The 13,823-nt window shown below is 39.8% G+C and carries 9 protein-coding genes and 1 pseudogene; 3 read left to right on the forward strand and 7 right to left on the reverse strand.

From position 1 onward, the window contains the following. Window positions 1-2: 2 nt before the first annotated feature. The 6 genes from nrfD to Q8S11_RS13270 all read right to left on the reverse strand — a co-directional run bounded on the left by nrfD (window position 3) and on the right by Q8S11_RS13270 (window position 11,241). Window positions 3-1,481: an NrfD/PsrC family molybdoenzyme membrane anchor subunit gene (nrfD, locus tag Q8S11_RS13245; protein ID WP_305662591.1), complete on the reverse strand. Its 1,479-nt coding sequence runs from the start codon at window positions 1,479-1,481 to the stop codon at window positions 3-5. Window positions 1,482-1,501: 20 nt separating this feature from the next. Beyond that, window positions 1,502-4,522 carry a TAT-variant-translocated molybdopterin oxidoreductase gene (locus Q8S11_RS13250; RefSeq protein WP_305662592.1) on the reverse strand — a complete coding sequence of 1,007 codons (3,021 nt, stop codon included), beginning with the start codon at window positions 4,520-4,522 and terminating at the stop codon, window positions 1,502-1,504. A 46-nt stretch (window positions 4,523-4,568) separates the two neighbouring features. Beyond that, window positions 4,569-5,846 carry a cytochrome c3 family protein gene (locus tag Q8S11_RS13255; protein WP_305662593.1) on the reverse strand — a complete coding sequence of 426 codons (1,278 nt, stop codon included), beginning with the start codon at window positions 5,844-5,846 and terminating at the stop codon, window positions 4,569-4,571. A 245-nt stretch (window positions 5,847-6,091) separates the two neighbouring features. Next, window positions 6,092-7,072, reverse strand: coding sequence for a deoxyhypusine synthase family protein (locus Q8S11_RS13260; protein WP_305662594.1), 981 nt, complete (start codon window positions 7,070-7,072; stop codon window positions 6,092-6,094). 480 nt (window positions 7,073-7,552) lie between these two features. Then, complete coding sequence (locus Q8S11_RS13265; protein ID WP_305662595.1) at window positions 7,553-9,931, reverse strand: acetylxylan esterase; 2,379 nt, start codon at window positions 9,929-9,931, stop codon at window positions 7,553-7,555. Between the two features lie 545 nt (window positions 9,932-10,476). Then, a complete protein-coding gene (locus tag Q8S11_RS13270; RefSeq protein ID WP_305662596.1) occupies window positions 10,477-11,241 on the reverse strand; it encodes a creatininase family protein in 765 nt (254 codons plus the stop codon). A gap of 228 nt (window positions 11,242-11,469) precedes the next feature. Here Q8S11_RS13270 and Q8S11_RS17885 point away from each other — a divergent pair. Together Q8S11_RS17885 and Q8S11_RS13275 are read left to right on the forward strand one after the other, a co-directional pair. Then, a pseudogene (locus tag Q8S11_RS17885) lies at window positions 11,470-11,703 on the forward strand (DUF4160 domain-containing protein). Continuing rightward, window positions 11,687-12,001, forward strand: a complete 315-nt coding sequence (locus tag Q8S11_RS13275) for a DUF2442 domain-containing protein (protein WP_305662597.1) — start codon at window positions 11,687-11,689, stop codon at window positions 11,999-12,001. The pseudogene Q8S11_RS17885 and the gene Q8S11_RS13275 overlap by 17 nt, the downstream one beginning before the upstream one ends. Window positions 12,002-12,154: 153 nt before the next feature. On the opposite strand, the gene Q8S11_RS13280 is transcribed toward Q8S11_RS13275, so the two are convergent. Continuing rightward, window positions 12,155-12,454, reverse strand: coding sequence for a HigA family addiction module antitoxin (locus Q8S11_RS13280; RefSeq protein ID WP_305662598.1), 300 nt, complete (start codon window positions 12,452-12,454; stop codon window positions 12,155-12,157). 278 nt (window positions 12,455-12,732) lie between these two features. Here Q8S11_RS13280 and Q8S11_RS13285 point away from each other — a divergent pair, with 278 nt between their 5' ends. Further along, window positions 12,733-13,749, forward strand: coding sequence for a hypothetical protein (locus tag Q8S11_RS13285; protein ID WP_305662599.1), 1,017 nt, complete (start codon window positions 12,733-12,735; stop codon window positions 13,747-13,749). Window positions 13,750-13,823 lie beyond the last annotated feature (74 nt).

Raw genomic sequence — 13,823 nt, forward strand, 5'->3', positions numbered from 1 at the left:
CTTTAAACTTTTTGGTATTCAGCAACTTTTGGAGAAATACTATCATACTTTTCAAGGGATTCGAGGTAGTACTCCGCCTCTCCGCTATCTACAGCTTTCTCAGCGATCAACTTTCGCTTAGCCTGATCACTTGAACTCTTCAGCAATAATTTAACCTCCGCCATTGCAATAGCCGGTAATACTCTGAGGAATAGCAGGAATAAGGTAAAGAACACTCCGATAGATCCGATGAATACTCCCACGTCGACCCAACTCGGGTAAAACATAACCCAGCTTGATGGAAGATAATCGCGGTGTAACGAAGTCACGATGATTACAAAACGCTCGAACCACATACCAATGTTTACCACAATAGATAAAATCCATGATAAAGCGATACTGGTACGGATCTTTTTAAACCAGAACAATTGCGGAGAGATTACGTTACAGGTCATCATGATCCAGTAAGCCCACCAGTATGGTCCGCTAACCCTGTTCAAAAATGCATACTGCTCATACTCAACTCCTGAATACCAGGCAATGAATAATTCAGTTAAATAAGCCACACCAACAATGGAGCCTGTTAGAATGATGATCTTGTTCATCGATTCAATATGGAACATGGTAATGTAGTTTTCAAAATTCATCACCTTACGGGTAATCAACAACAAGGTTTGAACCATTGCAAAACCAGAGAATATGGCACCTGCAACGAAATATGGCGGGAAGATGGTGGTATGCCATCCCGGAACCAGTGAAGTTGCAAAGTCCATGGATACAATTGTATGCACCGATAGTACCAGTGGAGTAGAAACACCCGCTAAAATCAGGGATACTAATTCAAAACGCTGCCAGGTTTTTACTGATCCATTCCATCCGAAAGATAAGATTGAATAAACACGACGACGGGTACCCACTGCACGGTCACGGATAGTTGCTATATCAGGAAGTAATCCTGTGTACCAGAACACCAATGAAACAGAGAAATAGGTCGAGATTGCAAATACGTCCCAAACAAGCGGTGAGTTAAAGTTAACCCATAATGATCCGAATTGATTTGGTAGCGGAAGCGCCCAGGTAAACAACCATGGACGACCCATGTGTGAAATAATATAGGTTGCGGCACAGATAACGGCGAAAATAGTCATTGCTTCTGCCGAACGGTTAATTGAATTTCGCCAGTTCTGTCGGAACAGGAGCAATACTGCTGAGATAAGGGTACCGGCATGACCAATACCTACCCACCAAACGAATCCGGTAATATCCCAGGCCCATCCAACTGTTTTATTCAAGCCCCATTCGCCAATACCAAACCAGAAGGTCCAGCTAACAGAGAATACCCAAAGTCCTGCACCAAGGGCGGAAACAATGAAACCAATCCACCAGGCTTTATTTGGCTTATTTTCTACAGGAACCAATATATCTTCGGTGACCTTTGAATAAGTAATATTTTCACCGGTTACTAAGGGTTCTCTAAGTATAGACTCGTGATGAGATGACATATTCTTTTTTATTTCTTGTATTAAACCTCTACAGTATTTCTAACTTTTGTTTGATATCCTACACCCGGCTTAACGTTAAGCTCTTCCAGGACATAGTATGTGCGTTCGCTCTTCAGTGCTTTTGATACTTCAGATTCAGGGTCATTTCCATCTCCAAAGATGATTGCATTGGTAGGACATGTTTGCTGACAGGCAACTTTAACATCACCATCTTTCAAAGTACGTTTTTCCAATTTAGCCTGTAGTTTTCCTGCCTGAATACGCTGTACACACATTGAACATTTCTCCATTACCCCTCTCGAACGGGAAGTAACATCAGGGTTTAGCACAAGCTGTGTAAACTCATTATTCATGTAATTATCAAAACGTGAATCATTCCAGTAATTAAACCAGTTGAAACGGCGTACTTTATACGGACAGTTGTTCGCACAGTAACGTGTACCGATACAACGGTTATAAGCCATTTGGTTCAAGCCTTCGGAAGAGTGTACAGTTGCTAAAACCGGACAAACAGTTTCACAAGGAGCATGATCACAATGCTGACACATCATTGGCTGATGTATAACAGAAACGTTATCTATGTTCTCAAGAGCTTCTACTTCTTTTTCCTTAGTTACCTTATTTCCACCTTCATTAACGGTATAGTAACGGTCGATACGGATCCAGTGCATCTCACGACGACGACGAACTTCATCACGCCCAACAACCGGAATATTATTTTCGGCATTACAAGCCACGATACATGCACCACAACCCGTACAGGCATTCAGGTCAATTGCCATAACCCAGCTATGTCCGGGTTGCTCATACTCATTCCATAAATCATAATGATTTACGTGGGCATGACCCGTTCCTGAGTTAGGATCTTTTAGGTAATCCTTTAAAGTAGTCTCACGAACAATATTTCTACCTTCAATTGAATGATGTGTTTGTGTTTGAGCCAGCTCATAAGTACCTGAAGCCTTTGCTATACTGGCTGCAGTTGCTGTATGAAAGGTTGCATTAACCAAACGAAGGAATGGATAAGCATTCTTACCAACTTCAGATCCTGCTTTTCCGGCTTTCGTTCTTCCATAACCAAGGGCTATAGAAACGGTTCCGTAAGCCTGACCCGGCTGGATAAGTACAGGTAATGTAATCGTGTATTTATCAGTTTTGATCTCAACAAGATCATTCACCCCAATACCCAATTTTTCAGCAAACTTCGCATTGATGGCAGCGTAGTTATCCCAGGTTACTTTAGAAACCGGATCCGGTAACTCCTGCAGCCATGGATTATTGGCTGATTTACCATCACCAATAGAAACATTCTGATAAATATGTAATTCTACAGCATTATCACCAGCTTTCGAAAGAGTACTGCTTTCAGCAAGGATAGTCTGAACTACTGAGTCAAGTTCGCGGGAGAAAGTATAGGTACCTGCAGATCTTTCAGGAAGACTAACCGAACCTTTTTGTAAAAGATCCTTCCAACTTGTTGAAGATTGTGCAAGAACTGTTTTTGCCCAGTTATTCTGGATATACTGATAATAATCAGCAACAGCTCCTTCAGACCATAACAACAGGCTTTGCTGAGCATATCGGGAATTATTAACCGGATTAATGGCCGGTTGAACAATAGTATAATATCCTTCAATTGGGTTTGAATCGCCCCATGATTCAAGATAATGATGATTTGGAGCAATAACCTGACATAATGAAGCTGTTTCATCTTTACGATCAGCAAATGAAACCCGCAATTTTACCTTTGCAAGGGCCTCTGTGAATGCTTTTGTATCGTTAAATTCGTAGGCAGGGTTTGTATCCAAAAAGAAAACAGCATCAACTTCCGAACGGTTCATTTCATTGATGAACTCAGCGAACTCAGCGTCATTACCTGCATACTGGTACGATGGATTATCAAGATCAATTGTAGTACCGTAACTTCCCAGAATTGAATTGATCGCATTTACAACAATTTGGGTAGAAACATCATTTGAGCCGCTAAGTACAAGAGATCTTCCTTTAGCAGCAGCTAATTCAATTGCAGTAAGAGCAATCGCCTTTTCAGCATTCGGATTGTTTGCAAGAGGTTTGGTTCCGGTAACAGCACCTCCCAAAGCAGCATATAAATTCAAAAGGGCAATACCTTCTTCTGATGGCTTTAATGGAAGACGCGCATCAGCATTGGTACCTGTTAAACTCATTCCTGTCTCGAACTGAATATGGCGTGACATTTTTTTGCCTTGAAGGGCAGTGTTATTTCTTTTGGAGGTATACTGGCGGCTAAACTCTACAGGAGAAATCCAGGTACCCAGGAAATCAGCTCCGAAACTTACGATAAGATCTGCCCTGTCAAAACGGTATCTTGGAAGAACTGCCTTACCAAAACTGTTTTCATTTGCTTTAATGATACCAGTATAAGAAACTGCATCAACCTGAATGTGTTTTGTATTTGGATATTGTGCTGTAAAGTCAGCAATAACCGCTTTAGTCGAAGGACTGTTAACAGTAGAAGATACAATACGGATTTTTTTGCCACCTGCCTTAATTTTAGCAAGTTCAGCTTTTACAAACTCATCGATGTTTGCCCAGTTTGATTCTGAATCATTCAGAACAGGGTTTTTTAGCTTGGAAACATCATAAAGATCAAGCACTGAAGCTTGTCCTTTTGCATCCAGGCCCCCTTTACTCAAAATACAATTAGGGTTTCCCTCAATCTTAATAGGACGGCCTTCACGGGTTTTAACCAGAATACTGTGACCATTAAAAGTAGAAGTATAGTAATTAGGAATACCAAGTACTATTTCTTCAGGCTTAACCAAATAAGGAATTGACTTATGCACCGGAGTTTTTTGACAAGCAGCAAGAGTTACTGCTCCCAAACCAAATCCAAGCGCCTTTAAAAAGTCACGACGTGGAGTTACGGTACTTAAACCGGCTTCATTCAGAACTTCTTCCATAGGAAGTGGTTCAGCGAACTCGTTTTTGTTTTTCTCAACAAAATCCTTTGTGTTCTGCAGCTCTTCTAAACCTTTCCAGTATTTTTTATTGCTTTCCATTTAAGCTATATAACTGTATACGTATGTTATCTTAAAATAATTCTAATTAGTAGTGACACTTAGCACATTCCAGTCCGCCTAAAACCGCAGCCGTAACCTTTTCACCATTCTTCAATTTATCGTGCGCAGCAATCAGTTTATCATAATAAGGATTGTCCTTGTGATTAACCTCTGTCTCCCTGTGACAATTGATACACCATTTCATGGTCAAAGGGGAATATTGATAAACCTCTTCCATAGTCTGAATCGGACCATGACATTTCTGACACTCAATTCCAGCAACAGCAACATGCTGTGAGTGATTGAAGTAAGCCAGATCCGGCAGATTGTGAATTCTGATCCATTCAACAGGCTTGGTATTATTACCGTAAACTTTGGTATCCTCGTTATAATCAAGAGCATTATATATTTTCATGATCTCCGGAGAAGTCTTTCCATCGTATTTTTCAGATGCCGTAACATAATTATGGCAGTTCATACAAACATTTAAAGATGGAATTGATGCATTTTTAGAGGTAAACGCGCCTGAGTGACAATACTGACAATCAATTTTATTTACACCCGCATGAAGCTGATGAGAGAATTTTATAGGCTGTATTGGCTGATAACCGGTATGTACTCCCGTTTCCCACATTCCTTTCCAACCGGCAGACCCCAGGAAAATAACAGTAAGTAACACAATGAACATAATGAATTTTTTGTTCTTACTTAGCTTTTTCAGTCCTTCAAAACGGTCCTTTTTCTCAACACCTTCTTCCTCCTCAACAGCAATACCCTTCTTCTGAAGCATTACACGCTCCAGAGTGGTAATCACACGATTCAAAACCAGGATAACCAGGAAGGCAATGATAATCACTGCGATCAGGCCGAATAACATGAAATTACTAACACCGCCTTTATCAGTAGCTGCTCCGGCTTCACCAGCGGCAGCATTCGGATCAGCTGCAGGCTTAACATCGCCAACTTTTACATAGGCTAAAATGTTTTTAATGTCATCATCTGACAATTCAGGAAAACCCGACATCATTGCCGGTGAATACTCCGCGGCTTTTACCGCCTGAGCATCTCCTGACGCAATTAATGCTGGAGCATTTTTGATCCATTTGATCAGCCATGCCTCATCATACTTTGCATCAAGCCCTTTCAGAGCCGGACCTACAACTGCTTTGTCAATACCATGACAAGCGGTACACTTCTGTTTGAAAATCGCTGCTCCAGCTGCTGCATCCTGTGCATTGACTGAAGAAACAGCCATTGAACACAGTAAAGTAATCAGAACTAATGATTTTGTAACACTTCTAAAAAACAATGAGATGCTTCTCATATTGAGTATTTGTTGCTTAAAATTTAACGTATAATTAAAAAGCCGATCATAAGGATATCAACATTTTCAGTTGACAAAAGTATGCTTTATTCAAATACGGATGACATTAACATGACCTATTTTATCAATTTATAATCATTCTAAATTAATACGAAAATGATTGATTAACAGCTAATTTAAAACTTTTTTTCATAATCAACCATTTTAATACCAGCCTTAAGCCTTGTTTTTAAAATGTAGAATCATTACTGTTTCAGAACCCAGGCAAAGATGAGCGGGGCAACAATTGTGGCATCTGATTCCACTATAAATTTAGGGGTGTGAATGTCCAGCTTACCCCAGGTAATCTTCTCATTTGGCACAGCTCCCGAATAAGAACCGTAGGATGTTGTTGAATCCGAAATCTGACAGAAATAACTCCAGAAAGGAATATTCTCCATTTCCATATCCTGGTAAAGCATAGGCACAACACATATTGGAAAATCACCCGCAATTCCGCCACCAATCTGAAAAAATCCAACACCTTTTCCCGCTGAATTAGCAATATACCAATCAGCCAGCCAACCCATGTATTCAATTCCGCTTTTCACAGTAGATGCCTTGAGCTCTTTTTTCATCACATATGATGCGAAAATATTACCCATAGTGGAGTCTTCCCATCCCGGAACTACAATCGGGAGATTCTTTTCTGCGGCAGCCAACATCCAGGAATTCTTAGGGTCAATTTCATAATACTGCTCAAGCACACCGCTAAGAAGCATTTTGTACATAAATTCATGCGGAAAGTATCGCTGTTCTGTATCATCCGCATCTTTCCAAAGTTTATGAATATGCTTTTGAAGCCTTCTGAAAGCTTCTTCTTCAGGAATACAGGTATCTGTAACACGGTTATAGTGATTCTCCAAAAGGTCCCATTCATCCTGCGGACTCAAATCACGGTAATTTGGAACACGTTTGTAGTGTGAATGAGCAACCAGATTCATAATATCCTCTTCCAGGTTCGCACCGGTACATGATATGATGGATACTTTATCCTGACGGATCATCTCGGCAAGTGAAATGCCCAATTCGGCAGTACTCATTGCACCTGCAAGTGTGATCATCATTTTCCCGCCTTCATCCAGATGGGTTTCATACCCTTTTGCAGCATCCATCAGCGCGGCAGAATTAAAATGCAGGTAATTTTTTTCTATAAAACGGGATATTGGTCCTCTTTCAATGGTCATAATTAGTATTTAAGCCACGAAATTACCCTTCTTTAATCTATCAAGCAAATTGCGGTGAATTTCAAGGGGAATTTGTTTAGAATTTGGGTATGAGTCAGTATGCTTTATTCCGGATATTTAAAATCATAAATTAACATGAGTTCGATATAAATGAAGGTTAATTTAATATGATTATACTCGATCAGATAAGGCTCTGGAGCCATAATCTTTTGATTTTGAAAAGCAATACCTGTGTGCTATAGGCTGGTTCAGCCCTTTCCTCCGGAGTAGTTCCGGCGGCAGGAAATCGTTCTCTTTCAAATTACTTATAGCCGGAAGCTACCTCCTCCGGCAAGGTTTATTTTACCCCGGGCTGTATTTCATCTGAACAGACAGCCCGGCAAAAAGTCTATCTGGCATTTTAGCAACCATGAATCATTGACCTTCCTTCAGTATAATTAAACTGTGATAAACAAAAATCACATGGAATATTTAACCAGATTATTTATTAGAAATAGGTGTCATTAATTTGCCTGCCCAATCATAAATTGTTTTTTGCATTTCTTCACTGAACCTGTTAAAATCATCAGGCACGTTAAGCATGAGCTGATCTGGAGCACGCTGTAATTTGTACACCTTTTGCGCTTCGGTAACTGTTGCCCGAATATCCTTAAGATTAGCAGTCTGGTCTAAAGCGGGGGTAATCAGCAATACCGGTCTCGGAGCAATTGATCCTAATATTTCATGGTAATCATATGGAATACGATCCTCATGGCCAACAAAGAAACCTAAGCGAGGAATCAGGCCGTGCAAATGGGAAAAAGTTTTAATTCCTTCCCTGCCAGTATTCTTTGGATCCGACCGCATGGGAGTAAAACCGCTCACTGAAACAAGTCCGGCAATTCTATCATCAAGTGCAGTTGCGTAAAGGCCGACTGTTGCACCCATGGCATAACCCGCGACAACTATTTTAGAGCAATCAACAAAATCCAAATGGCTTAATGCATCTACTGCACCTTTAACATCAGCCACCATCTTTCCCATTTTTGACCAGTTCGGATAGCGCTCATAGAAGCGTATCCCTTCTTCAATCCGATTCCCAAAACCAATCATATCGTATGAAAAAACAACATAACCCATATCGGTCATACCCTCAAAGAAGGACTGAACATCATGATAAGAGGAAAAACCCTTGGAATAATCGTATTCATGCTGATAGATCAGTGCCGGCAATTTACCGGCCTTAATATTCCCGGCTTTATCCTTAGGATAGTAAATATAGCCATACAGATAATCGCCAAACTCCTTGTAGGGTGTGACAGCCATACGACCCATACGCGGGGTTACGACTGGGCGTTTGAGCACAGTCCCGAAGTATTCTTCTCCGGCTCCTCCATTTTCTAAACGCTCCGGACCGGGGTTAGTCAGGCCTGGAGGTTCATCCCCCATTATCCATCGTAATTGCTTTTTTATCTCCGATTTCTTAACATCCCAATCCTCCTTTGATAAGTTTTTCCCGGCAATTGCATCAATGCCATGCCCACCTTTGGAAGGATAATTTAATGGATTTATAGTTTCTTTACTACGCACCTTCCAGCCCTCAAACGTATAATTATAATACAATTTGTTTTCGGGCCGGTGCGCTGTTCGCTTAAAAACATAGTCAAAGAAATCAAGATAGTCTTCAATGTCACCTGCAGTGGTGCCATGTTCACCATCCCTGAACCTGATGGCCAGATTATCCTGGGCATTCAGAAATTGATATACCTTTTGCGCAGAGCCATAGGCCTGCTCAATACCCCAGGGATTGCCGGCCCCTTCATTGATTGCTGAACTCAACATTAAACCCCTTGGGGCTATCAGCGCCATAAAATGATTTTGATCAATGGGAAGTTTATTCTCCCGGCCTATAAAAAATCTTAATCTTGGATGCAGCCATGCTGGTTGGGCAGCAGATAATAAGGCAATATCTTCAACATCATATTGTTGTGTAGCATATCGCCATGGGACTTCGGCACCTGAACCACCGCTGCTCGGAATAACGGCCTTAATGCGTTCGTCAAAAGCGGCAGCCATCAGTGCTAATTTACCATTTCTGGAGTGACCAGTTAAGGCGATTTTTTCTTTGTCAACATTTGGAAGTGTATACAAATAGTCAATCGCCCTGAAAGTCCCGAATGCCCTTCTCATTAAACGGGTAAAGTCATATTCACCAGACCATATTTCAGAATACTTTTCAGTATCATCCTTTAAATCAGAAGCTGCATAAACACAGCCTATATAGCCCCGTCTTACCGCAATTTGAGCCCAGCCCCTGTGACTACCCTGAGTCATGAATACCGGGAAGGGACCTTTCCCCTGAGGAATCATTAATTCAATGGTTAGTTTGGCTTGTTCCTGCGGACCGAATGATAACTCTACCATTCTAAGCAATGTTGATTCATCATATTTTTCACTAAGAACCTTAACCCTGAAATCGTCTGAAGATTGCGGATAGGTCCCGGTAATATAATACTCCAGTTGCTCTTTCATCCAATGTCGCTTTTCTTTCCATTGTGCGGCCGAGGTAATCGGAATATTTTTGCCGCCTTCATCCTCAATGAGCGGATCAGGAAGATAAGGTATTGAAGGCAATATATCGAAGTCGGGTGGAAGCTCGCTCGTCCGCTTGAGCCAATCCTGAAAATTCTCATCCAGAAAAGAAACCCTGCCATTACTAATCTTATCAGCAGGTAACACCTTCATGATCCTGCTAAGGCTGGCTTTACGTTTTAAACTGTCTGATTGTGACTTTGCAGGGATTTTATTTTGAGCAAAGGCTATTGTTGTTGATCCGAAGAAGAAAATCAGGCAAATTGTTCTGATTGAAAGTTTCGTCAAAAATTTGGGGTGTTGATTTTGCATCATGGTATTGATAATATATTATGGATATGAAGATATAAATTCCTTGAGTTACAGAAGGCAGTATTGGTATTATAATAAGCGCGTAAACCTAGTATATTCGGGAATATATTTAATAATCCGTCGCCCTCTATAGCCGGGCAGGCCAATTATTATTCACCAGTTTTTTTAGTTTTTAAAGGTGTTCATGCTTTCGCCGCTTTAGGGCGGCTCAGGTTTGTGGGACAATCCCGATGGCAATCGGGACTTCAATCCCTAGGTGCCTTGGCCATCCCGCAAGTGCGGGACTGCTTTTGGGGGGCATAAGAATATGAAAGCATTCCAGGTATGATCCCAAAATCTAATGCTCGGATGTGCTGTTTGAAAGAACCTTCTACTTTTTTTTTGATTTTGCTGGCACTGGGGATTGAACCGTTCTTCGGAACCGTTTACTTGGTATTAATGGCAGCCGGGACAGTTCTATTGGCTACAGCCGTAGATAAATTACCGTCACTGCCCTCTGCCCTTACACTATGGCAGATCTCCTATTCATAAAGATCATCCACATCCGCCTTTGCCAGTTCAATCAAAAACTTAGATACTTTCATAGTTACTGCCTTAAAGTATTTTTCTCCCTTTTCCTTTGTGGCAAACGCAGGATTCCCTACTCCTGTATCCTTGGTAATTTTCGACCATTTCCGTTCTGCCCAGGCCCAGCCTTCAGAAAACTCTTTGATTTTATACTTTTTTTCTTTCCCATCTCCGGCCATATCTAAAGGAAGCATTAAATCCGGAGCCATGTGTAAGATCAGGCTGGTTTCCATTTCGTCTGCATGGTCACCATCATGTTCAAAGAATTGCATTTTGTCTACAGCCTGAAACCAGTTACATGTGCTGAGAAACATCTTTGGGTATTTTAAACCCAGCTCCCTGACCATCATTCTAAAATCATTCCCCCCATGACCATTCAAAATCAAAAGCTTAAAAATATTCGACCTTTGAAGCACTTCTATAATGTCACATAAAATTGCCAGTTGGGTACTTGGATAAATATTTAAATCCAATTTTATGTCTGCCTGACCAGTATTGACTCCAAAAGGGACAGTAGGTAAAACAATGATCTTAGCACCACTTTCCCAGGCAATCCTGGCAGATTCTGCAGCAATATGGTCTGCTTCAATCACATCCGTTGAATAAGGTAAATGATAATTATGCGCTTCTGTAGCACCCCATGGAAGGATTGCCATGTCATAATTTGAATCTTTTACAGATTTCCAGTTTGTTTCTGCTAAAATGTAGGGTCTGATCATTTTGTATGGGTTCTTGGGAAAAGGGTAATTTCTGATGAATGATTGCTTGTGTTTGAATTAACAAAGCCAACAACGTTTTGGTTCTGGAGATTGGCGTTTTAATAGGTGTAAATTAAACATTCTACCTCGATTTCCAAATGCAGAACAATCCAAATCGATTTACCCACCATAGTGCCAAACGGCTGTTAACGACTGATATTTTTCAACTTAAATTCAGTAAATTTGTTAATGCCAACAGTTCTAACAGTAGAAGGCTTTCGTTTCTTTTTCTACAGTAACGAGAATGATGAGCCTCCTCATATCCATGTTGAAAAGGCTTAGGGAACAGCTAAGATTTGGCTAAGTCCTGTTGAAGTGGAATATATGTCAGGATTTACGCCTCGTCAACAAAGCGTAGTTATGGAGCATTGTAACAAGAATTTGGAACTTTTTAAAAAGAAATGGGATGAGCACTTCAAATAAATCATATGATCCGATTACAGATATTATCTTTTCTAAAGGTTTAAAGATAAAATCAGCTATCCTCACAGATAGGAAATTGGATATAATTTTGAATAATGATCTGATTTTAATCGTCTCTTTGAAAAATTACGAAAGATTGAATAATGCAACCTTAAAAGAGCGAAGCAATTTTAAAATAATTGGAAACGGTACAGGGCTTCATTGGCCAACTCTCGATGAGGACTTAAGCTTATATGGTTTTCTTAAAGAATTTTTCAAACAAAATATTGAAAAAAAGAAGAAGCTTGTAATTGCTTAGTTGATGACTCTTATGCGTTGAATGGCTTGGAGGCAATATTTTGCGGGTTGAAGTTGTGCCAGATTTGTAAAAATTATTTTAATGCAGCACTAAAGTAAGTAAGAGGCAGAACAATTCGGTTAACACAGGAGCCAGTATGCCTTTAACCTATTTTTATGCGGCGTGTTCGCTATGTTGTCTGATGCAATTTAACTCTTCCTTCTTTTGGCTCTCTTCCGCTTCTATGTCATAATCAATCTGTATGCCCAGCCAAAACTTTGCGCTATTTCCGAAATATCTGGAAAGTCGTAGCGCGGTATCTGCAGTAATGCGTCTGTTTCCTTTGATTATCTCGGAAATCCGTGTTTGTGGAATGCCAATATCTTTAGAAAGCCTGTAAGCACTAATTGATAATGGGATCAGAAATTCTTCAAGCAGGATCTCACCCGGATGAATGTTCTTTAGCTTTTCCATTTTCTTATTTTAATGATAATCGATCAATTCTACTTGCTCGGAGTTTCGACGAGTCTGAAGACTCTTATTCATTTAATAATCCGTAGAGACGCTGCGCTTAACTCTACGTACAGTGGGTATGTCCCGTATGCACGGGATTTCATTTAATAATCCGTAGAAACGCTGCGCTTTACTCTACGGACAGTGGAGTAGCAATTCATTTTATATCTTTAGGAATGCATTTATTAATTTAACAGTATAAGAATGATGATTATTAATTAGTTTAAAAAGTTAAGAATATGATGGAACCAGCAGTTCTTAAGATGGATAATTTAAAATCCCACAAACGATTTATTAAGGAAGTAGGTAAACTGACATACCTTTATAAAACTACTGTTTACTCCTATAATCTTACGGATCGACTCCTTTCCATAGCAAAGAAAAATAAGGTTGAATGGAAGGATATGGAATTAGACCTTGGTGACCCTTTTTATCACAAGAATACTGAAAAGAGCAGACTAAAAACTATTAAAGATCTCTCAGAGATTATTTTTGTCAGAATCGTCTCAGCTTTGGAAGTGTTTATGATTGATCTAATTCGTGACATATTTATTATTACTAAAGAGCCATTCAAAAAAAACAGCAATGAAATCCATTTTAAGCATGCTGAACTATTGTCTACGAGATCATTAACAGATATTTATAATAAAATCATAAATAAAGAAATGAGAAGTTTAAGCAGTGGAGGATATAAAGATATTATTAAATACTTTAAACAACATTTCAATATTGATCTTGGAAATTTTACTCCAGGCAATAGCAAAATGGAGGAATATCACGACCGTAGACATCTATTAGTGCACAGGCTTGGAAGAACCGATCAATTATATAGAGATAAATACAATACAAAACATACTTTAATCTCAGTAGAGGAAAGTTACCTAATGGATTGTGTAAATGATTTTAGGGAATTTTCCACTCTACTCTTAAACCAGGTGATTTATCATCTTAAAAATGACATTAAATCACCATCAAGTAAGAAAGTAATAGAAAGTAAATATAAAATAGATGTCGAAGTTCTAAAAGATATAAATTATTTAAACTCTCAGTTTGAATTTTGGGCAGGAGATGAATATGCAGTTCTATCAGATATACTAGATTTCAAAAAGGAAATCGCAGAAAACAAGTTTGAATTATTGATTTCTGGTAAAGAGAGACAAATTAACTCCTACATAAGTTTTATTCATAATGTGGATATTCCGGACTATGTTGACCCCACCAAGCGGTATCAATTTGCGGCTACCAAAATAGCTTAGTCACGTTGAAACGCATGCCATTCCGGCGGATGCTGACCCCCTTTCAGAGATAGTTGCTCGTATACCGGAGCAAG

Origin of the sequence: Daejeonella sp. (genome assembly GCF_030695525.1) — a bacterium.
GTDB lineage: Bacteria > Bacteroidota > Bacteroidia > Sphingobacteriales > Sphingobacteriaceae > Daejeonella.